This is a genomic window from Sphingomonas sp. (genome assembly GCF_035998645.1).
Classification (GTDB): Bacteria; Pseudomonadota; Alphaproteobacteria; order Sphingomonadales; family Sphingomonadaceae; genus Sphingomonas.
Map to the genome: position 1 here is coordinate 134,499 of NZ_DASYHL010000004.1, position 21,467 is coordinate 155,965.

General features: G+C 65.8%; 19 protein-coding genes. 5 read left to right on the forward strand and 14 right to left on the reverse strand.

What is annotated here, in order from left to right; all coding sequences use genetic code 11:
* Entirely contained in the window at positions 1-420 is a 420-nt protein-coding gene (locus tag VGN66_RS10115; RefSeq protein ID WP_327519366.1) for a VOC family protein, read from the forward strand.
* 144 nt (positions 421-564) lie between these two features.
* Here VGN66_RS10115 and VGN66_RS10120 read toward each other — a convergent pair whose 3' ends face one another.
* Genes VGN66_RS10120 through VGN66_RS10165 form a run of 10 tightly spaced genes read right to left on the reverse strand, consistent with a single transcriptional unit; the run spans position 565 to position 7,682 of the window.
* Entirely contained in the window at positions 565-921 is a 357-nt protein-coding gene (locus VGN66_RS10120) for an iron-sulfur cluster assembly accessory protein (RefSeq protein WP_327518696.1), read from the reverse strand.
* Positions 921-1,385, reverse strand: a complete 465-nt coding sequence (locus tag VGN66_RS10125) for an SUF system Fe-S cluster assembly protein (RefSeq protein ID WP_327518697.1) — start codon at positions 1,383-1,385, stop codon at positions 921-923. Before VGN66_RS10125 ends, VGN66_RS10120 begins: the two co-directional genes overlap by 1 nt.
* A complete protein-coding gene (locus tag VGN66_RS10130; protein ID WP_327519367.1) occupies positions 1,382-2,584 on the reverse strand; it encodes a cysteine desulfurase in 1,203 nt (400 codons plus the stop codon). The genes VGN66_RS10125 and VGN66_RS10130 overlap by 4 nt, the downstream gene beginning before the upstream one ends.
* 5 nt (positions 2,585-2,589) lie before the next feature.
* A complete protein-coding gene (locus tag VGN66_RS10135; RefSeq protein WP_327518698.1) occupies positions 2,590-3,687 on the reverse strand; it encodes a SufD family Fe-S cluster assembly protein in 1,098 nt (365 codons plus the stop codon).
* Entirely contained in the window at positions 3,684-4,070 is a 387-nt protein-coding gene (locus VGN66_RS10140) for a hypothetical protein (RefSeq protein ID WP_327518699.1), read from the reverse strand. Before VGN66_RS10140 ends, VGN66_RS10135 begins: the two co-directional genes overlap by 4 nt.
* The gene (sufC, locus tag VGN66_RS10145; protein ID WP_327518700.1) at positions 4,067-4,810 is read right to left on the reverse strand and encodes a Fe-S cluster assembly ATPase SufC; all 744 of its coding nucleotides are present in this window, start codon (positions 4,808-4,810) and stop codon (positions 4,067-4,069) included. The genes VGN66_RS10140 and sufC overlap by 4 nt, the downstream gene beginning before the upstream one ends.
* Positions 4,794-5,318 (reverse strand): endonuclease domain-containing protein, encoded by a 525-nt coding sequence (locus VGN66_RS10150; RefSeq protein ID WP_327518701.1) that lies wholly within the window; start codon positions 5,316-5,318, stop codon positions 4,794-4,796. The genes sufC and VGN66_RS10150 overlap by 17 nt, the downstream gene beginning before the upstream one ends.
* Entirely contained in the window at positions 5,315-5,803 is a 489-nt protein-coding gene (locus VGN66_RS10155) for a hypothetical protein (RefSeq protein ID WP_327518702.1), read from the reverse strand. The genes VGN66_RS10150 and VGN66_RS10155 overlap by 4 nt, the downstream gene beginning before the upstream one ends.
* Positions 5,800-7,263 (reverse strand): Fe-S cluster assembly protein SufB, encoded by a 1,464-nt coding sequence (gene sufB, locus VGN66_RS10160; protein WP_327518703.1) that lies wholly within the window; start codon positions 7,261-7,263, stop codon positions 5,800-5,802. Before sufB ends, VGN66_RS10155 begins: the two co-directional genes overlap by 4 nt.
* A complete protein-coding gene (locus VGN66_RS10165) occupies positions 7,263-7,682 on the reverse strand; it encodes an SUF system Fe-S cluster assembly regulator (RefSeq protein ID WP_327518704.1) in 420 nt (139 codons plus the stop codon). The genes sufB and VGN66_RS10165 overlap by 1 nt, the downstream gene beginning before the upstream one ends.
* A gap of 107 nt (positions 7,683-7,789) precedes the next feature.
* On the opposite strand from VGN66_RS10165, the gene VGN66_RS10170 reads away from it, so the two are divergent.
* A complete protein-coding gene (locus VGN66_RS10170) occupies positions 7,790-8,761 on the forward strand; it encodes a quinone-dependent dihydroorotate dehydrogenase (protein ID WP_327518705.1) in 972 nt (323 codons plus the stop codon).
* A gap of 92 nt (positions 8,762-8,853) precedes the next feature.
* Positions 8,854-10,653, forward strand: coding sequence for an AMP-dependent synthetase/ligase (locus VGN66_RS10175; RefSeq protein WP_327518706.1), 1,800 nt, complete (start codon positions 8,854-8,856; stop codon positions 10,651-10,653).
* Positions 10,654-10,754: 101 nt separating this feature from the next.
* Here VGN66_RS10175 and VGN66_RS10180 read toward each other — a convergent pair whose 3' ends face one another.
* Positions 10,755-13,658 carry a M16 family metallopeptidase gene (locus VGN66_RS10180; RefSeq protein WP_327518707.1) on the reverse strand — a complete coding sequence of 968 codons (2,904 nt, stop codon included), beginning with the start codon at positions 13,656-13,658 and terminating at the stop codon, positions 10,755-10,757.
* 128 nt (positions 13,659-13,786) lie between these two features.
* On the opposite strand from VGN66_RS10180, the gene VGN66_RS10185 reads away from it, so the two are divergent.
* A complete protein-coding gene (locus VGN66_RS10185) occupies positions 13,787-14,497 on the forward strand; it encodes an aspartyl/asparaginyl beta-hydroxylase domain-containing protein (protein ID WP_327518708.1) in 711 nt (236 codons plus the stop codon).
* 40 nt (positions 14,498-14,537) lie between these two features.
* On the opposite strand, the gene VGN66_RS10190 is transcribed toward VGN66_RS10185, so the two are convergent.
* Both VGN66_RS10190 and VGN66_RS10195 read right to left on the reverse strand, forming a co-directional pair.
* Positions 14,538-17,144 (reverse strand): TonB-dependent receptor, encoded by a 2,607-nt coding sequence (locus VGN66_RS10190; RefSeq protein WP_327518709.1) that lies wholly within the window; start codon positions 17,142-17,144, stop codon positions 14,538-14,540.
* Positions 17,145-17,315: 171 nt separating this feature from the next.
* Positions 17,316-18,326 carry a LacI family DNA-binding transcriptional regulator gene (locus VGN66_RS10195; RefSeq protein ID WP_327518710.1) on the reverse strand — a complete coding sequence of 337 codons (1,011 nt, stop codon included), beginning with the start codon at positions 18,324-18,326 and terminating at the stop codon, positions 17,316-17,318.
* A 68-nt stretch (positions 18,327-18,394) separates the two neighbouring features.
* Between VGN66_RS10195 and VGN66_RS10200 the strand changes: the two genes are divergently transcribed.
* Positions 18,395-19,237: an endonuclease/exonuclease/phosphatase family protein gene (locus tag VGN66_RS10200; protein WP_327518711.1), complete on the forward strand. Its 843-nt coding sequence runs from the start codon at positions 18,395-18,397 to the stop codon at positions 19,235-19,237.
* Positions 19,238-19,308: 71 nt separating this feature from the next.
* Here the strand turns inward: VGN66_RS10200 and VGN66_RS10205 are convergent, their stop codons facing one another.
* Positions 19,309-21,405, reverse strand: coding sequence for a sodium-translocating pyrophosphatase (locus VGN66_RS10205; RefSeq protein WP_327518712.1), 2,097 nt, complete (start codon positions 21,403-21,405; stop codon positions 19,309-19,311).
* Between the last annotated feature and the right edge of the window lie 62 nt (positions 21,406-21,467).

A 21,467-nucleotide genomic window follows, 5' to 3' on the forward strand; every position in this document is an offset into this window, starting at 1 on the left:
ATGACGATGCCGCGCTTTCATCTGGCGATCCCGGTCGATGATCTGGAGGCGGGACGCGCCTTTTACGGCGAGTTGCTCGGCTGTCCGCAGGGGCGCGAGGATCCCGGTCATTGGATCGATTTCGACCTGCGCGGGCATCAGCTGGTGCTGCACAAGGGCGAAGGGGCCGGGGTGCGGTTGCGCAACGCAGTCGATGGCGACGCGGTGCCGGTGCCGCATTTCGGGCTCGTGCTCGACTGGGACGAATGGCACGCGCTGGCGGATCGGGTGAAGGCGGCGGGGACGCAGTTCGTGATCGAGCCGCATATCCGCTTTGCCGGTCAGCCGGGTGAGCAGGCGACGATGTTCTTCTTCGACCCCGCCGGTAATGCGCTGGAGTTCAAGGCGTTCAAGGATATCGGGCAGCTGTTCGCGGTTTAATCCGCGGCTTCTGCGCCCTTCGTTTCGCGCCGCTTCTTCAGGGCGCGGGCGATCAGGATGCCGCCCAGGATGAACCCTCCCGGCGCGAGCAGCACCGTTGCTGCGATGGCGGCGTTGCGGGCGGTGTTCGACTTTTCGGGGACGTCAGACAGTGAAGCTCTCTCCGCAGCCGCAGGCGCCCTTGGCGTTCGGGTTGTTGAACACAAAGCCTGCGGTGAAATCGTCCTCGACCCAATCCATCGTCGATCCGATTAGGTACAGGATCGATCCGCCATCGACGAACAAGGTGCCGCCGGGGGTGTCGATCCGCTCGTCCATCGGGTTGGCGGTCGTGACATAGTCGACCGAATAGGCGAGCCCCGAACAGCCACGGCGCGGGGTCGACAGCTTGACTCCGATCGCGTCGTCGGGTGCGCGCGACATCAGGTCGGCGATGCGGGCCTCCGACGCCGGGGTCAGCAGGATCGCGGCGGGGCGGGCGCGGGTTTTGACTTCGGTCATCACAACATCCCCAGTTCGAGCCGCGCTTCGTCGCTCATCTTCGCCGGGTCCCAGGGTGGGTCCCAGACGAGGTTGACCTCGGCATGGCCGACACCGGGCACCGCGCCGACGCGAAGTTCGACCTCGGCCGGCATCGATTCGGCGACGGGGCAGTGCGGGGTGGTGAGCGTCATCGTCACCACCGCATGGCCCGCATCGGTGACTTCGACATTGTAGATCAGGCCGAGGTCGTAGATGTTGACGGGGATTTCGGGGTCGTAAATGTCCTTCAAAGCGTCGATGATCGCGTCATAGGTCACGCCGCCGGGTTCGCCATTGGGGACATCTGTGGGCTTTTGTGAAAGGAAGCCGTCAAGATAGTCGCGCTTGCGTTCAAACGTCTCGCGCGCATCTTCCACACGTGCGCGCGGCGGCGCGGCGACGGCGTCCACTTCCTCGATTTCAATCCTGTGTTCTTCGTTCATCCGAAGATCCTCGTCACTCGTTCGATTCCCTTGACCAGCGCGGCGATGTCGCTCGCGCTATTATAGACGCCGAAGCTGGCCCGTGCCGTCGCCGGCAATCCCAAGCTGTCCATCAGCGGCTGGGCGCAATGATGCCCGGCGCGGATCGCGACATTGCCTTCGTCCAAGATGGTGGCGACGTCGTGCGGATGCACCCCCTCCACGACGAAACTGACGATTCCGGCGCTGTCGTCAGGGCCGAGCAGCCGGACGCTGTTGAGGCCGGAGAGCGCGTCGCGCGCCTGTTTGACCAGTGCGGTCTCATGTGCGTGGATGCGGTCGAGGCCGATCGCGTCGACATAATCGATCGCGGCGTGCAGCCCGGTGACGCCGATGATGTGCGGCGTTCCCGCCTCGAACCGGCCTGGCGCAGGGGCGTAGGTGGTCTTTGCGAACGTCACCCGGTCGATCATCGCCCCGCCACCCTGCCAGGGCGGCATCGCGTCGAGCAGTTCGTGACGGCCCCACAGCACGCCGATCCCGGTCGGGCCGTAGAGCTTGTGGCCGGAGAAGACATAGAAATCGCAGCCGAGTTCGGCGACGTTGACCGCCAAGCGCGGCACCGCCTGACAGCCGTCGATCAGGATTTTCGCGCCGACGCGATGGGCCAGTTCGGTCGCGCGCTTCACGTCGAGGATGGAGCCCATGACGTTGGAGACATGGGTCAGCGCGACCAGCTTGTGCCGGTCGGTCAGCATCGCCGCCATCGCGTCGAGATCGATGCGGTGATCGTCGGTCAGCGGGATGACGTCGATGATCGCGCCGGTGCGCTCCGCTGCCAGCTGCCACGGCACGATGTTGCTGTGATGCTCAAGCTGGCTGAGCAGGATGCGGTCACCGGGCTTGAGGTTGGGGATCGCCCAGCTCTGCGCGACGAGGTTGATCCCCTCGGTCGCCCCGCGCACGAACACCACTTCGTCTTCGCGCCCGCCAATGAAGCTCGCGACGCGGCGGCGCGCGGCCTCATAGGCCAGCGTCATATCGGCCGAGCGCTGGTACACGCCGCGATGGACGGTGGCATAGTCCTGCGCATAGCCACGCGTGATCGCGTCGATCACGGGTTGCGGCTTTTGCGAGGTCGCGGCGGTGTCGAGATAGGCCCAGCCCGCCGGGATCGCCGGGAAATCGGCGAGGACGTCGAGCGGGGCGGTGGCCGTCAGCGTGCTCACAGCGCCGCCTCCAGCCAGCCATCGGCATCCGCTGCGAACGCCGCGCGCACGGCTTCGTCACCGATCCGGTCGATCGCGTCGGCGACGAACGCGCGCGTGAGCAGCGCCTTGGCCTGTGCCTCGGGGATGCCGCGCGACTGCATGTAGAACAGTGCCTTGGCGTCCAGCTCGCCCACCGTCGCGCCGTGCGCGCACTTCACGTCGTCGGCGAAGATTTCGAGCTCGGGCTTGAGGTTCACCGTCGCGGTGCGCTTGAGCAGCAGGCCGCGCAGCGATTGCTCGCCATCGGTCTTCTGCGCATCGCGGCGAACTGCGGCGCGCGACGCGATGCTGGCGGTCGAGGTGTCGGCGGCGACCGCGCGCCAGATCTGGCGGCTGGTCCCCTCAGGCGCGGCGTGATCGGCGACGGTCGCAGAATCGGCCTTCTCGCCGTCACGGGTGAGCAGCGCGCCGCCCGCTTCGCCAAAGGCGCCTTCGCCGGCCAGCGTCAGCCGTGCCTCGACCCGCGCGGTGCGGCATCCGGTGACCAAAGCGGTGCTGACGAAGCTGCCGGCCTTGCCGATGGTCGCATCGGCATAGTCGGTATGCGCGCCATCATCCTTGAGCACGCGAACCGCGCGCATCAGTCGCGCGCCTTCGCCAAGCTCCACCCACAAATTGGCGTTGCTCCAGCCGGAACCGACATGGGTTTCGACCAGCGAGGCGACGGCGTCGGCCTGAAGCACGATCGTGTTCGACAGATGCGCGACCCCGCCGGTGGTGGCGTGGATCACCTGGATCGGGCCGTCGAGCGCGGCCTGCGCATCAAGGTGCAGGGCAAAGCCTGCTTCGGCGCTGGCGGAGGCTGCCTGCGAATAGGGGTTGGCGCGCGTCATGGCCGACGCGGCGGATACCGCGACCGGGCCGGGCGTGCTTGCGTCGGCAACAAATGCGCCGTCGACGAACAACAGGCGCGGTCCGGGCAGGTCGATCCACAGATGCGAGATATCGGGCGCAGCCGCGCGCGGCGTCGCCGCGAGCGCGTCGAGCGGCGCGGCGTCGAACCAGCGCCAGTCTTCCTTCACCGGGGCGTCGAGAAGGCGGTCTTGCGTCATTTCGCCCCCTTGACCCGCGCCGCAGCGAGGGTGTCGATGCCTTGGTTGCGCTCAGTTTCGAGGCAGGTCATTTGCCCTTGGATGACCTCATTGATCCGGGTCTGAACCGTCGCCCTGTCCTTCTTCTCGGCAGTGATCGCCGTAATTGCCGCGACTTTGGGCTCGATGCAGTTGATCATGGCCTGACAGCCGATGCGGTCGATCTCGGCATCGCCGGTCGACGTGACGGTTTTGCACGCCACCTTGCCACTGCGCAGCCGCCATGTTCCACGCCAGTCACGCAGCTGGCGGCCGATAACCACGATTTCGCGTTCCTCCGGCGTTCCCGCGTCGGGGGTCGGCGACGTCTGAACGGCAAGGGCAAGCAGCGTTGAAACGATCACGCCGCCACCTGCGCGTAACCCTCACGCTCCAGTTCGAGCGCGAGTTCGGGGCCGCCGGTCTTTACGATGCGGCCATCGGCGAGGATGTGGACGAAGTCCGGCTTCACATAGTCGAGCAGGCGCTGATAATGGGTGATCAGCAGCACCGCCTTCTCGGGCGCGCGCATGATGCGGTTGATGCCGTCGCCGACGATGCGCAGCGCGTCGATGTCGAGGCCGGAATCGGTTTCGTCGAGGATCGCGAGGCGCGGGGCGAGGATGCCCATCTGCACCATCTCGTTGCGCTTCTTCTCGCCGCCGGAAAAGCCGACATTGACCGGGCGCTTGAGCATTTCCGCATCCATTTCGAGCGCGGCGGCCTGAGCGCGGGCGAGTTTCAGGAACTCGGCGCCCGACAGCGGGGCTTCGTCGCGCGCGCGGCGCTGGCTGTTGAGGCTTTCGCGCAGGAACTGGACGTTCGACACGCCGGGGATTTCGACCGGGTACTGGAAGCCGAGGAACAGGCCGGCGGCGGCGCGCTCATGCGGCTCGAGTTCGAGCAGGTCGGTGCCGTTGAAGGTCACGCTCCCCTCGGTCACCTCGTAACCGGGGCGGCCGCCAAGGACATAGCCGAGCGTCGATTTGCCCGCGCCATTGGGGCCCATGATCGCATGGACCTCACCTGCATTGAGGCTGAGGGTCAGGCCCTTGAGGATCGGCTTGCCGTCGATTTCGGCGTGGAGGTTATTGATCTGGAGCATGATTTTCCGAGCTTTTCCGAGAATGCAGTGCTGTTAGCCCCTCCCCTTCAGGGGAGGGGTTGGGGTGGGGCCTGTCCCAGCGGGCTGGGGCCTCGGCAAGGGCGGTGCGGATCGCATAAGCGACACCGTCGATATTCGACATCACGTCAAGATTGGTGACCCGCACGACGCGATAGCCACGTTCCGCAAGATGGTCGTCGCGCAACCGATCCTTGGCTTCATCATGCGTGTCGCCATCGACTTCGACGATCAGCGCTTTCTGCGGACAGAGGAAGTCGGCGATGTAGGGTGCGATCACCGCCTGACGGCGAAACTTGTGCCCGCCAAGCTGCCCGTTGGACAGGATGCGCCAGAGCCGTTTCTCCGGCTCGGTCGGATTGCGGCGCATTTCGGCGGCGCGTTGGTTCAACAGATCGATGAATCCGGCGGAGAGGCCCCACCCCCGGCCCCTCCCCTGAAGGGGAGGGGAGTTTAGGCGCTTCGCATCGTCGGTTGGCGTGAGGATCACCGCGGCTCCTCCTTCGGCATCGGGCCCAGCGTGATCGCGGGGGTGCCGCTTTCGTCCTTGGGCGGGGGCGGGAGTTTGCCGAGGCGGTTGGGGTCTTCGTCTGGTTTGCCCGCGACGACCGGGCCGACCGCGGGAGTCTTGGGCGGTTCGGGCTTGAGCGAGACGCCCAGGCCGAGCTTGGGGTCGGGCGTGGGCAGGAGCTTGGGCGCGACGGCAGTCAGGCCCGCGCCGGTGCCGCCGCAATATTCCTGCCCCACGGTCGAGGTCACGCAATCGGGCAGCGCGGTGCAGGCGGCATCGTCGATCCGCTTCGTCCCCGACGATTTGAACACGCGGCAGTTGATCAGCCGACCATCGGCTGCGCGATCGAATACGAGCGCGACGCGGCCGACCCGTGCGGTGATGACCACCTCTTCATATTCGGGATCTGGCGCGGCGGCCGCATCCTGCGGAACCACGGCCAGAAGAGCGAGCGCGGCGATCACCCCACCGACCCCTCAAGGCTGATGCCGAGCAGCTTCTGCGCCTCCACCGCAAACTCCATCGGGAGCTGCTGCAGCACCTCCTTCGCGAAGCCGTTGACGATCAGCGCGACCGCGGCTTCCTGATCGAGGCCACGTTGCATGGCGTAGAACAGCTGATCTTCGGAAATCTTGCTGGTCGTCGCCTCATGCTCGATCTGTGCGCTGGGGTTGCGCACTTCGATATAGGGGACGGTGTGCGCGCCGCATTCCGAGCCGAGCAACAGGCTGTCGCACTGGGTGAAGTTGCGCACGCCCTCTGCGCCCGGCGCGACGCGGACAAGGCCGCGATAGGTGTTGTTCGAGCGGCCGGCGCTGATCCCCTTGGAGATGATCGTCGAGCGCGACCCCTTGCCATTGTGGATCATCTTGGTGCCGGTATCGGCCTGTTGGCGGTTGTTGGTGACCGCGACCGAATAGAATTCGCCGACGCTGTTTTCGCCGTTCAAAACACAGGACGGGTATTTCCAGGTGATCGCGCTGCCGGTTTCGACCTGGGTCCAGCTGACCTTGGAGTTGCGGCCCTGACACAAAGCGCGCTTGGTCACGAAATTGTAGATGCCGCCCTTGCCGTTCTCGTCGCCCGGATACCAGTTCTGGACCGTGCTGTACTTGATCTCGGCATCGTCGAGCGCGATCAGTTCGACCACGGCGGCGTGGAGCTGGTTTTCGTCGCGCATAGGCGCGGTGCAGCCTTCGAGATAGCTGACATACGCGCCCTTGTCGGCGACGATCAGCGTGCGTTCGAACTGGCCGGTATTTTCGGCGTTGATGCGGAAATAGGTGGAGAGCTCCATCGGGCAGCGCACGCCCTCCGGAATGTAGACGAAAGTGCCGTCGGAAAAGACCGCGCAGTTGAGCGCGGCGAAATAGTTGTCGTGCATCGGCACGACCTTCCCCAGCCACTTGCGGACCAGGTCGGGATATTCCTTGATCGCTTCGCTGATCGAGCGGAAGATGACGCCGGCGGCCTCCAGCTCCTTGCGGAAGGTGGTGGCGACGCTGACGCTGTCGAACACCGCGTCGACCGCGACCTTGCGCGCGCCCTCAACCCCGGCGAGCACCTTTTGCTCCTCGATCGGGATGCCGAGCTTTTCATAGACGCGCAGGATTTCGGGATCGACCTCGTCCAGGCTGCCGAGCTTCGGCTTCGCCTTGGGCTCGGCGTAATAGTACGCGTCCTGATAGTCGATCGGGTCGATGTCGAGCTTCGCCCAGTCGGGCGGGGTCATCGTGAGCCAGTGGCGATAGGCTTTCAGCCGCCAGTCGAGCATCCATTCGGGCTCGTTCTTCTTGGCCGAGATGAAGCGGACGGTGTCCTCGCTCAGCCCCTTGGGCGCGAAGTCCTGTTCGATGTCGGAGGAGAAGCCCCACTCGTACTTCTTGTTGGCGGCGGCGATCGCCTCTGCGTTCTTCGTGGCCATTATCCGGGTACCGACTGGGAGGAGAGTGAGGCGAGGGTGATGCCCGCGAGTGCGTCGCGGACCGAGGCGTTGACGCTGGTCCAGTGCGGCTTCACGCGACAGGTGGCGACGATCACGCAATCCTGCTTGGCTGCGTCGATGCAGCCGGTGAGTGCGATCGGCCCCTCGATCGCCTCGACGATATCGGCGAGGCTGATCGCGGCGGGCGGGCGGGCGAGGCGAAAGCCGCCGCCGGTGCCGCGTGTGCTTTCGATGAGGCCGGCCGAGGACAGGCGGCTGACCAGTTTCTGCACCGTGGGAAGCGGCAGCCCGGTCTCGTCCGCCAGCAGCGTTGCGTTCAGCCGCCCGCTCACGCCGCAATGGCGCGCGGCGGCGGAGAGCATCACCACTGCATAATCGGTTTGAGCGGAAAGCCGCATGGGGTCCTTCGCAATTGCGAGCGATTCTTAAATCGGATTGATTCCGTCCGATTAGGCAAATGGGCTTGGGGGTCGCCTTCGTCAACCCATGGTTTTAAGGGAAGGGCATGCTTTACGACCTGCTCAAGCCGCTGATCTATACCCTCGATGCCGAACGCGCGCACCGGCTCGCGATCCGGGCGGCGGCGCTGTCGTCCGGCGGCGCGATTCCGCGGGTGCGGCCGGTGACGATTGGCGGGGTGGAGTTTCCCAATCCGGTGGGCCTGGCGGCGGGGCTCGACAAGGATGGCGAGGCGATCGACGGGCTGATGGGGATGGGCTTTGGCAGCGTCGAGATCGGGTCGCTGACTCCGCGACCGCAGGCGGGCAATCCCAAGCCGCGGCTGTTCCGGCTGGTCGAGGATCGCGCGGTGGTGAACCGGATGGGGTTCAACAATGGCGGGATCGATGCGGCGATCGAGCGGGTCAAGCGGGCGAAACGGCCGGGTGTGCTCGGCATCAATGTCGGGGCGAACAAGGATAGCGATGATCGGGTGGCCGACTATGCGCTCGGCGTGGCGAAGGTTGCGCCGCATGCGGACTATGTGACGATCAATGTCAGTTCGCCCAATACGCCGGGCCTGCGCGATCTGCAGTCGCGGCCGGCGCTGGACGAGCTGTTGAACGCGGCGAGCGCGGCGCGTGTCCTGGAGGGGCGGCGGGTGCCGTTGTTCCTGAAGGTTGCGCCCGATCTGGATCGCGATGGCATGGCCGGCGTGGTCGCGGCTGCGGCAAATGCTAGCATCGACGCGCTGATCGTTGGGAATACGACCATCTCGCGCCCGGATAGCCTGCTTTCTCCGCTGGCGCGGGAGGCGGGTGGTCTGTCGGGGCGGCCGCTGGCGGTGCTTGCCCGTGAGAAACTGGCGCAGGCGCTGGAGATTGCCGACGGCGCGATGCCGGTGATTGCGGTGGGCGGGATCGATTCGCCGGAGGAGGCGCGGGCGCGGCTCGATGCCGGGGCGGTGATGGTGCAGATTTACTCGGCTTTGGTGTTCGAAGGGCCGGGGCTGGTGCGGCGTATCCTCAACGCGCTTTGACGTAGCGGCATTGCGATTGGCGGCAGCCGCGTTAGGGTTCGCGCTCAAATCGAGCGCGGGCACGAACTCGCGCCGCAGGAGTTGGGAACAGGATGCGCAAGCTCGAAAAATTCGACAATCTGGTTTCGATGTTCTTCACCCGCGCACGGGAACTGGGCGATGCGCCGTTCCTGTGGGCGAAGTCCGGCGGCAAATGGCATTCGACGAGCTGGGCCGAGTCCGCGCGCAAGGTTGCGAGCCTGGCGGCGGCGCTGAGGAAGCTGGGGCTGAAGCCCGGCGACCGCGTCATGCTGGTCAGCGAGAACCGCCCCGAATGGTGCCTGAGCGATCTGGCGATCATGGCGGCGGGCGGGGTCACCGTGCCGACCTACACCACCAATACTGAGCGCGATCACCAGCACATTATCGATAACTCCGGCGCGACGATGACGATCGTGTCCGATGGCAAGCTGGCAAAGACGCTGCTTCCCGCGATTCTGCATACCGCCGGCAGCGCCGGGCATGTCGTGATCGGGATGGAGGAGATGAAGCTCAGCCAGCCCGGCGCGATCGATTTCCACGACTGGAACGCGCTGATCGCCGCCAACCCCGCCGATGTCGGCGAAGCGGAGCAGGCGGCGGCGCGGATGAAGCGCGCGGATCTGGCGTGCATCATCTACACCAGCGGCACTGGCGGATCCCCACGCGGCGTGATGCAGCACCACGGCGCAATCCTGACCAATGTAGAAGGCTGCTGTGTCGTCATCAGTGAGGATTTCGGGTGGGAGGACGAGGTGTTCCTGTCGTTCCTCCCGCTCAGCCACGCTTATGAGCATACCGGCGGGCAGCATTTCCCGATCGGGCTGGGCGCGCAGATCTATTATTCCGAAGGGTTGGACAAGCTCGCCTCGAATATCGAGGAGGTGCGCCCGACGCTGATGGTCGTCGTCCCGCGCCTGTTCGAGGTGCTGCGTACGCGGATTTCCAAGCAGGTCGAGAAACAGGGCAAGTTCGCCAATTACCTGCTCGATCGCGCGGTTGCGATCGGCGGCAAGAAGGCGGCGGGCAGAGGCTCGCTGCTCGACCTGCCGATGAGCCTGTTTCTCAGCCGGACGCTGAAACCCAAATTGTCGGCGAAGTTCGGCGGGCGGATCAAGGCGATGGTGTCGGGCGGCGCGCCACTCAACCCCGAAGTCGGCATCTTCTTCGAAAGCCTCGGCATCACCTTCCTGCAAGGCTATGGCCAGACCGAGGCGGCGCCGGTGATCAGCTGTAACCGGCCGAGCGCGGGCCTCAAGCACGATACCGTCGGCCCGCCGCTGCACGGCGTTGAGGTCCGGATCGCCGAGGATGGCGAGATTCTGGTGCGCGGCGAGCTGGTGATGCACGGCTATTGGCGCAACGAGGCCGAGACCGCCCGCGTGCTGAAGGACGGGTGGCTGCATACCGGCGACATCGGGCTGATCGACCAGCGCGGGCGGATCAAGATCACCGACCGCAAGAAGGACATCATCGTCAACGACAAGGGCGACAATGTCGCGCCGCAAAAGGTCGAAGGGATGCTGACGCTGCAGCCCGAGATCATGCAGGCGATGATCGCGGGCGACCGCAAGCCGTACATGACCGCGGTGCTGGTGCCCGATCCTGAATGGACTCAGGAATGGTGCGCGAAGACGGGTGCGAAGTGCGACCTAAAGGGACTGCGCGACAATCCTGACTATCGCGCCGCCGTTGGTGCGGCGGTCGAGCGGGTGAACAAGGATCTGTCGGTGATCGAGCGCGTGCGCCGGTTCATCCTGGCGGATGAGCCCTTCTCGATCGAGAACCAGCAGCTGACGCCTAGCCTGAAGATCCGCCGCCATATCCTGAAGGAGGTTTATGGTGCGCGGTTGGACGGGTTGTACAAGGGTTAGCTTCTACGTCGCCCCGGGCTTGACCCGGGGCTGGGCTTCTTTTTCGCAGCTCGAAGGAAAGCCCGGCCCCGGGTCAAGCCCGGGGCGACGATGGGATGTGTTCAGCGCGCGCCCGCCGCCGGGGTTGCCGCCTTTGACTCGGGCAGCACCACCATCGACCAGTCCTTTTCAGGCGACAGATATTTGATCGCGAGCGCCTGAAGCTCCTCCGGCCCGGTGCGGCCATAGTCCTGGCCAAGCGTGTTCACCGCGGCAAGCCGGCGTGGGTCGTTGGTGCCGCCTTCGGTCTGCTGCATCCAGAACGGGTTGCCGCTCGATCTACGCGAGATCAGCTGAACCGTCGGCACCAGCGCGCGGCGCAGTTCGTCCAGCTCGATCGGCTTGGCGATCAGGTCGGCGGCAATCTCACGCGCGACGGTGAGGAACAGGTCGGTCTTGTCCGGGGGCAGCAGCGTGAGGGCGATCACCCGCCCGCCGCCGGGCTGGCCGACCGGCCACTGGCTGATGACGGTGGGGGAGTAGCTGACGCCTTCGGTCGAGCGGATGCGATCGAGGATGCGGTCGCGCATCACGGCGGCGAGAATCTCGAGCTTGCGCCCCTCGGTGATGTTCACTGCGCCGCCGCCCGCCTGCCACGCGATCACTGCCGCCGCCTGATCAGGTTCGCCCGTGTGGCGCAGCACCACGGGGCTGTCGACATGCGCCGGGAACTGCACCGCCGCCGACACGATCCGCGCCGCGCGGCGTGGCTTCATCGCGCCAAAGCTGGTGCGCACCGCCTCGATCGCCTTCTCGACGTCGATGTCGCCGAACACCTGCACCTCGATCGGTCCGCTGGCGAGCAACGGCTCCCAGAATGCGCGGAAGTCCTTGGCATTCAGCTTTTGGATGTCGGCTAGTTCGGGCATGCCCCAGCGCGGATCGCCGGCATGGAGCAGTTTTTCCAGGCTGTTGCCGAGCACCGCGTCGGGCGAAGCGTTGCGGGCGGCATAGCCTGCAACCGCGAGCGCGCGGGCGCGTGCGATCGGCTTGGGGTCCCAGCCGGGCACCTCCAGCTTGGTCGCGATCAGGCGGAGCTGATCGGCGAGGTCGGCGGGGGAGGTCTGGCCGGCGATGACGAAGGCGTCGTCGCCAACGCCGAACTGCATCGTGATACGGCGGTCGCCGGTGATCTGGTCGATTTCCTCCTGACCCAGCTTGCCGATGCCGCCCTCAAGCAGCGCAAGGTTCGCGGCCCAGGCCGGCGTCTGGCGCCTGGATGGCAGCGCCTGCATCCCGCGGCCGAACCGGACCGAGACATAGATGCGCCCGACTTCGCCCGGATTCTGGAAGAACAGGCCGGTGACGCCGTTCGAATAGCGGACCTGATCGATCCTGGGGTCCGGCACCGCGACCGATCGCGCCATAACCTTGCCGGGTGACCCAAGCGGCGGGAGCGAGGCGAAGCTGACGTTGCGGAGCGTCGCGCGGGCACCGGCCAGCCCCGACACATCGGCCTCCAGCGCGGCGGCGAGTTTGGTCTGGATATTGGCGTCGGCGGTGCGCGTGTTGATGATCGCCCGCGTCCCAACGCCCTGAAGCACCCGCTGGGTCGATGCCAGCACGCGTTCGGGGGTAAACATCTTCTGGTCGATCGCGCCCTGGAAGATGCCGAGGCTCGCTTGTTCGCTGGTCGTGACCTCGTTGATATCGACGGCGGCGATCAGCGTGTCGGCGCGCTGCGACCCGGCGGCCACACGGGCGGTGTCGATCGCGTTGCGCATTTCGGACGCGATCTCGTTCACTTCGCGATCGATCTCGGCCTGGGTCGGGGCGGTGGCGAGCGCATCGGCGACGACGCCGCGCACTTCCTTGAGCGCAGTCTCCCAATCCTCGCCGATCGGGATCACCTGAATCGTCGTGATATTGGCCGAGCGCACCGCATCGGACAGGTCGGCGCTCGCCGTGAGATAGCTCGACCCCGCGCGCGCGCGGCGTTCGAGGCGGCGGTTGATGATGCGGACGGCGACGAAATCGACCCAGCGCTCCTGATTGAACTTCACCGTGTCCTCGAACACCGTCCACGGACGGAGCGTCGCCAGCAGGACGACGGGGGGCAGGGTCGGTTCGACCAGAGCGGCGCTTTTGGGGTGACTGTCGCTCGGCTTGCCGAATTCGGGGGTGACGGGACTGGGGCCGGTGCCCTTCCACGCCGCGAAATGCTTGGCGATCTGCGCCTCGAACAGGTCGGGATCGAGATCGCCGACGATGACCAAAGTGGTGCGCTCCGGACGATACCAGCGCTGGTGAAAGGCGCGGACCGAGTCGGCGGTTGCACCGGTCAGGGTCTGGACCGTGCCGATCACCGGCCGGTCGGCGAAACGCTGTCCGGCGAAGAACAGGCGGCGGCGCACGTCATCAAACCGCTCCTCCGGCCCCAGCGCCTCGCGCTGTTCGGCCAGGACGACCGGGCGCTCGAGCGTCAGCGACTGGGTGGTGATGTTGGGCGCCGCCATCATGTCAGCGAGGATCATCATCGACTGGTCGAGGCTCGACTCGTTCGCGTTGGGCAGGTCGAGCTTGTAGGTGGTGGAAATCGGCGTCGTGCTGGCGTTGCTGTCGGACCCGAAGGTGACGCCGAGCCGCTGCCACACGCGCTTTGATTCGCCATCGGGGACCTTTGACGATCCGCGGAAGGAGAGATGTTCGAGCAGGTGCGCGAAGCCCTTTTCGCTCTCTTCCTCCATCAGCGATCCGACCGCTACATGCAGCCGCACGGCGACCTGGCCGGGGGGCACGCCATTTTTGCGCACCGCATAGCGCAGGCCGTTGGGCAGCGTGCCGAAGCGCCATTCGGGGTCGTGCGCAATGTCGCTGCCCTTGTAGAGCCAGGCCGTCTTGTCGACCGCGACCGGCGCGGGGGCGGTCTGGGGTGCGGGAGCGGTGGACTGGCCGAGCGCGGGCAGCGCCACAGCGACCAGAAGGAAGGGAAGGGCGAGCGGCCGGAAGCGCGGAAACAATGCCATTGTGGGGCAGCTTAGCTTGGATGCGGTCCCCGTGCCAGCCGGTGCCGCAACGGTCCGTCGCGCGCGGCTTTGGCGCGGGTTCGGCCATGTTTTGGCCCCGGTGTCGGCCTAGCCGTAGAGTCGAAGCCGTGCCCGACAGGGAGAGCGCGGCCAGCGTAACGGGGCGTGACGTGTACCAGCGGTCGATCGATCGGGGCGAGGGAGAGGCGGTGGCGGACGCATGCGTCGTGCCGCGCCCGCTGCCGATTCGCGAACGCGGCCGGTTACGCGTGCTGGCGGATCGGGTGATCGCTGCGTTCTCGCTGGTCCCGGTCGCGCCGGTGCTCGACGTGCGGGTGTTTTGCTGGACGCGCGGATTGCGCGACGCGTGGCGGACGATTCGCGAGGAGGCGCTGGCCACCGCATCGCTGCGCGATCAGGGCGACGCACCGTTCGTGCTGTGGCGCCGGGGTGCGCGGGTGGACGCGAATATCGCGCGCTGTCCGGCGACCGCCGCTGCGGTGGGACGGATTCCTGGACTTGAAAGCGCGAGCTTCGCGATCCTGCCGCCGGGCGCACATGTACCGCGACGGCGTGGCGCGACGCGCGGGCTGCTGACCTGTCACCTTGGCCTGATCGTGCCGCGTGATGGCGATGTGCGGATGCGGGTCGGCGACCGGATGGTCCGCTGGGCTGAGGGTGAGACATTGGTGTTCGACGACACCTATGACCATGAGGCATGGAACGACACCGGCGGCACGCGGGTGGTGCTGCGCGTTCGCGTCCGGCGGCCGTTGCGCCAGCCGGGGCGGTGGTTTGCCGATACGCTGTTGCGGGTGCGGTCGGCGCGGAGCCGTTGAAGTAGCGGGCCGCCGGCATGACGCCGACGGCCCGTTGCTCTCAGAACTTGGCCCGCACGCCGATCGAGAAGCGGCGTTCGGATAGCGCATAGCTGTTGAGCGCGATCGGCCCGGCGGCGCTGTATTCGGTCGTCGCCGAATCTTCCGGGATCAAATTCTGCGCCTGGAGCGAGAGCGCGATGCCCTTGGCCAGATCGATGCCGATCTGGGCGTCGAGTTGCGAGCGCGCGCCGACGAAGCTGGGTCGGCCTTCGGAGAATTCGAACACCGCCTCGTCGCGGTAGTTGTACGCGATCCGCGCCGAGAACGGCCCCTTCTCGTACAAACCGACCAGATTGTAGCTGTTCTTCGACACCGCGACGAGCGGGAAGCCCGCATTATCCTCCGAGTCCGAGAAGGTGTAGTTGGCGATAATGCCGAGGCCGTCGAGCGGGGCAGGGAGGAAGTCGAAGAACTGCTGAACGCCGATTTCGAACCCCTTGATCTTCGCGCTGGCGAGGTTTTCGGGGCGGGAGAAGGTCAACTCGCGCCCGGCGGGGTCGAGGTTGGTGTCGGTCCCGGTGGTGACGAAGCTGGCGATGAAGTTCTTGACGTCCTTGTAGAAGAACGCGCCCGAGATCAGCGAGCTTTTGCCCGTATAATATTCGAAGCTGATGTCCGCCTGGGTCGAGATCGGCGGTTCGAGCGCGGCGTTGCCGCCGGTCACCGACAAATTGGTCGCGTTGAAGAAGGTCGATGGGGCAAGGTCGGCGATCGATGCGCGCTGCATCGTCTGTGACCCCGACAAGCGGACGAGGAAGCTGTCGCTGACGTTGAACACGATGTTCGCGCTCGGCAGGACGTTGGTATAGTCATTCTCGTCGGTCACCAGCGTGCTGGTGGCTCCGACATTGAGGAAGGTGTCGACCGACAGCTGGGTCCGCGCGATGCGCACGCCGGCATTGGCGGAGAAGGGGACGCCGCCAATCTCGCCCTTGGTCGCGACCATCAGATAGCCCGCCAGCGTCCGCTCACTGAAGTCATAGTCGCGCTGCGAATTGGGCAGGAGGGTCGAGCGGTCATTGGGGTTGGGGTTGGGCTGTGCCGCCTGCGCGCGGGTGAAGACATAGGTGAAGTCGGGCGCGGTGCTGACGAAGCCACGCGGGAAGGTGCCTGGAAGGTCGGGCAGGAACGACCCTGGCATGACCTGGTTGAGATAGGGCTGAAGCTCGGCGCGGGTCGGGGTTACCTGGCTGCGATAGGCGTTCGATAGCGCGTGGAGGTCGGTGTAGCGCACGCCCGCCGACAGGGTGAAGCCGCTGTCGAATTCATAGGACAGGTCGAGCTTGCCGGTCCATTCCTCGAGCAGGCCGAGCAGGCGGTTGCTGCGCACCCCGTTGCTGGCCGGATTGTACGACGCAAAGGCGGTCGGATCCCAGCTGCCAAGGGTGAGGGTCGGGATCGTGCCGGTGCGGAAATCGAACGCGCCGGGGACCGCTGCGGTGCCCTGAAGCGTGATGATCTGGATCGTCTGGTCGATCGTGCCCTTGCTGTAATAGCCGTCAGCTTCGATCCGGAGCCCGCCGCTCTCATATTTGCCGTTGAGGCCATAGAGGTAGCTTTCGGTCGGCTCGTTGCGGATCTGGCCTGCGGTGGTGACGGTGCCGTTGGCGTTGCCCGCGACGACCACGCCGTTTTCGACGACGCGGTTGCTGACCGGGTTGCTGCCGGTGGGCAGGCGGAAGGCGAAGAAATCCTGATGGCGACCGGTGGTCAGGCGCGAGAAGAGCGCGTCGGCGGTCACCACGAATTCGGGCGTTACCTCAACCTGCACCGCGCCGTTGAGGCCGAGCCGCGAGCGGTCGACCACGAAATTCTCATATTGCAGCAGCACCGGGGTCGGCGTCACTGCGGCGCCCGTGCCGGTATAGGTGCGGTTGAGGAAATTGTTGCGCTCGAACGCCTGGGTGGTCGAGGTGCGCTTCTGATACTCCGCCGCCAGCATCACGCCGACCTTGCCATCGGCGAATTTGGTGGTGGCAAAGCCGGTCAGCACCGGTTCGAACGTCTCGCTATTCTCCGAATAGACACCGGTCGCGCGCAGCGAGACAGTGGTGTCGCGGAAGTCGAGCGGCTTGGGCGTTACGAGGTTGACGGTACCGCCCAGCCCGCCTTCAGCCTGGCTGGCGAGCGGCGATTTGCGCACTTCGAGCCGGCCGAACAGGCTGGAGGGCACCGAATCGAGGCCCGACGAACGGCCAAGCTGGTCATTCTCCGGCGGCGACAGGCGCGCCGACCAGCCGAGCAGGGTGCGGCCATCGACCTCGACCCGCACTTGTTGCAGGCCGCGTACCGACACCGACTGACCCTCGCCGAACACGCGGGTGATCTGGACGCCGGTGACGCGTTGCAGCGCTTCGGCGACATTGGCGTCGGGCAGCTTGCCGACATCCTCGGCGGTGATGACGTCGAGGACCTGGTCGGCCTCACGCTTGATATCCGCCGCGCGCTCGAGCGACGCACGGATGCCGGTCACGACGATTTCGTCCTTTGCCTCGGTTTCGGCTTCCGGTGCGCTGTCCTGCGCCAGCGCGGATGTGCTGAATGCGAGTGCGGTGGCGAGCGCGCTGGCGGCGATCCCCGACTTGACGGATGTGCTGATGTTCATGGTGTTTTCCTCCCCATTCCGCACGGAACGGACAGGGCAGGGTGCGCCTCTCACCCAGTTTCACCCTCTCGCGCGCCGTACGCCAAACCGACCCGGCTTTAGACACCGGTGTCAGGCATGTTGTGTGACAAACCGATTCAGGAGTCAACCAAGATGTCGGACAACTTGATGCTAGCGTAGCGGCGCGGGACCGGTGCTGGCGCGCGCGATCAGACGCGTGTCGAAGGTCAGCCGGTCGCGCGGGCTCTTCGCGTCGAGCAGCAGATCGGCGGCGCTGCGGGCGAGCTCATGCACCGGTTGCCGCACGGTGGTAAGCGGAGGCCACACGGCGGCGGCAAGGTCGGAGTCGTCGAACCCGACGATCGACAGCTGGTCGGGCACGGTGATCCCGCGCTCATGCGCGACGGCGAGCGCGCCTGCGGCCATGTCGTCATTGCCGGCAAAGATCGCGGTCGGCGGGTTGGCCCGGTCGAGCAGGGCCGCAGCGGCGCGGCGGCCCGATTCGATGCTGTAGTCCCCCGCCGCCACCAGATCGGGTTCAAACGCCACCGCGGCGGCATCCAGCGCGGCGCGATAGCCCTTCAGGCGCTCGACCGTCGACACATGGCTGAGCGGCCCCTTGATGAACGCGATGCGGCGATGACCATGGGCGACGAGATGCGCGGTCGCCTCCTGCGCGGCGCTGGCGTCGTCGATCGTGACCGATCGCCCGACATCGCGGCGCACCCCCGGCTCGATCCGGACATAGGGCAGGCCGCGCCGGTCGAGTTCGTCGAGCAACGCCTCGTTTTCGGTTACCGGGGGCGACAGGATGAGGCCGTCGAGATGCGTTTCATCCACCAGCGCGGCGACATCGGCGACGAGGCCGGGTGCGGCGCTGTCCACCGGTTGGGTCAGCAGGCGATAGCCATGTTCGGCGCACCCCTCCTGCGCGCCGGCGAGAAGGTGATAGACATAATAGGGACTGGGGTTGTCGTAGAGCAAAGCGACCTGAAACGACTTGCGCCCGGCCAGCGTGCGCGCCGCGAGACTGGGGCGGAAATTGAGGTCGGCGACGACCTGTTCCACGCGGCGGCGGGTCTCGTCGCTGACGTTTTTCTCGTTGTTGAGCACGCGGGAGACGGTCTTGAACGACACGCCCGCGAGCTTTGAGACTTCCTTGATCGTCGGCCGTCGCGCCATTTGCCTCCCCTGACAGGTTCAAGGCATAGGTGACAGCGTTGGCAACAGGCAAGAGTGGAGTTCGGTGCATGGATCGGCGCGGAGTGATGGCTGCAGCGGCGGCGATGGGGCTGATGCCCGCACTGGCGCAGGCCGCAGCGCCGCGCGCCGGGCTGCGGGTGATGAGCTTCAACGTCCGCCTGCCGCTCGACTCGGATGGGCCGAACCGGTGGGATGCGCGGCGTGACCTGTTCGTCGAGACGATCCGGCGGTGCGATCCCGACATTATCGGCACTCAGGAGCTTTGGAAGATCCAGGGGGATCATGTGATTGCCCGGCTGCCGCAGTTCAGCTGGTTCGGGGTCGATCGGCGCGGGGGGCATGGCGATGAACATATGGGGGTGTTCTTTCGTCGGGACCGGATGCGGGTGGTGGACCTGGGCAATTTCTGGCTGTCGGACACGCCTTCGGTGCCGGGGAGCATCAGCTGGGGACATTCCTATCCGCGCATGGCGACTTGGGGGCTGTTCGAGACGGTTGCGGGCAAGCGGTTGTGGCTGATCAACACCCATTTCCCCTATCGCGCCGAGGACGAGGTTGCCCGCAGCAAATGCGCGGCGGCGATTGCGGAGTGGGTGGCGAAGCGGCCAGTTTCGGATGTGGTTGTGCTGACCGGGGACTTCAATACGGGGCCGGAGAGCGATGCCCATCGTATTTTGTCCGGCCGACTGGACGATGCCTGGGTTGCGGCACCGGAGCGGAAGGGGCCGGAGGGGACGTTCCATGGCTTTTCCGGAATGCCGGGCAAGCGGATCGACTGGGTGATGGCCCGGGGTCTGACGCCGGTGGCGGTCGAGACGGTCGATTTCGGGCGGGATGGCCGGTTTCCGTCGGATCATTTTCCGGTGGTGGCGGACTATCGCTGGCCCTGAAGAAACGAAGAAAGAAGACCCTCCCCAACCCCTCCCGCGAAGGCGGGAGGGGTTGAAGAAGGCCATAGGGTTTATCCCGCAGCTAGTGCCGCGAGCAGCAGCAGGGCGACGATGTTGGTGATCTTGATCATCGGATTGACCGCAGGGCCAGCGGTGTCCTTGTAGGGATCGCCAACGGTGTCGCCGGTCACCGCGGCCTGATGCGCCGGGCTGCCCTTGCCGCCATAGGCGCCGAGTTCGATCACCTTCTTGGCATTGTCCCACGCGCCGCCGCCGCTGGTCATCGAGATCGCGACGAACAGGCCCGAGACGATCACGCCAATCAGCAATGCGCCGAGTGCGGCAAAGCCATTTGCCTGACCTGCCACCGCAGTGATCGCGAAATACACCGCGATCGGCGCGAGCACCGGGAGTAGCGAGGGGACGATCATCTCGCGGATCGCGCCCGACGTCACCAGACCGACGGTGCGGGCATAGTTGGGACGGACGCTGCGATCGGCGATGCCGGGATTTTCCTTGAACTGCGCGCGGATGTCCTGCGCCACCGCTTGCGCGGTGCGGCCGACGGCGGTCATCGCCATGCCGCCGAACATGTACGGCAACAGCGCGCCGAGCAGCAGCCCGACGATGACATAGGGGTTGGACAGCGAGAAGTTCACCGCGACATCGCCGAAGAACTCGCCCAGATCGACGGTGTAGGTGGCGAACAGCACCAGCGCGGCGAGGCCGGCCGAACCGATCGCATAGCCCTTGGTCACCGCCTTGGTCGTGTTGCCCACGGCGTCGAGCGCGTCGGTGCGCTCACGCACTTCCTTGTCGAGCCCGGCCATCTCGGCAATGCCGCCGGCATTGTCGGTCACCGGACCATAAGCGTCGAGCGCGACGACCATGCCGGCCAGCGCCAGCATCGACGTGGCGGCAAAGGCGATGCCCATCAGCCCGGCAATCTGGAAGCTGGCGATGATGCCGATCACGATCACCAATGTCGGCAGCGCGGTCGATTCCATCGAAATCGCCAGACCCTGAATGACGTTGGTGCCATGGCCCGAGTCCGATGCCTTGGCGATCGACTTGACCGGGCGATAGTTGGTGCCGGTGTAATATTCGGTGATCCACACCAAAAGGCCAGTGACACCAAGTCCGACCATCATCGACCAGAAGAGGTCCATGCCGGTAAAGTTGAGGCCACCGCCGACCTGCGTGTCCATGCCGCCCAGCGTCTGGGCGGTGACGTAATAGATCGCCGGGATCGACAGCAGCGCGGTTGCGATGAAGCCCTTGTACAGCGCGCCCATGATGTTGGTGCCAGAGCCGAGCCGGACGAAATAGGTGCCGATGATCGAGGTGATGATGCAGATGCCGCCGACTGCGAGCGGCAGGCTCATCAGTGCGAGCAGCGACGCATTGTCGATGCCGGTGACGAGCAGGGCAGTCAGCACCATCGTCGCGCCGACGGTGACGACATAGGTTTCGAACAGATCGGCGGCCATGCCTGCGCAATCGCCGACATTGTCGCCGACGTTATCGGCGATCACGCCGGGGTTGCGATCATCATCCTCGTCAAAGCCGAGCTCGTTCTTGCCGACCATGTCGGCACCGACGTCCGCAGCCTTGGTGAAGATACCGCCGCCAAGGCGCGCGAAGATCGAGATCAGCGATGCGCCGAATGCCAGTGCGACAAGTGCGTCGACGACATGCCGATCCTGTGGGGCGTAACCGGCCGGGCCCGTGAGATACCAGAAGAAGACCGAGATCGCGAGCAGCGCAAGCCCCGCCACCAGCATGCCGGTGATCGCTCCGGCGCGGAACGCGACGGTGAGGCCCGACTGCAGCGAGGTGCGTGCAGCCTCTGCGGTGCGAACATTGGCGCGGACCGAGATGTTCATCCCGATAAAGCCGGTGATGCCCGACAGCACCGCGCCGAGCAGGAAGCCCACCGCCGAAGTGAGTCCCAAGAAATAGCCGACCAATACCGCGACAATCACGCCGACGACGGCGATCGCGGTATATTGCTTGGCAAGATAGGCCTGAGCGCCTTCCTGAATAGCCGCAGCGATTTCCTGCATCCGGGCATTGCCGGCCGAATACGCGAGCACCTGATAGCTCGTGAAAATTCCATAGAGCACGGCGAGTAAGCCGCACCCGATGGCGATCGTGACAACCGTCATCTGGTATCCTTCCCCTGTGAATCCCGCGGGTCGTCCAGATCTTGATGCCCGGTACAAACCGC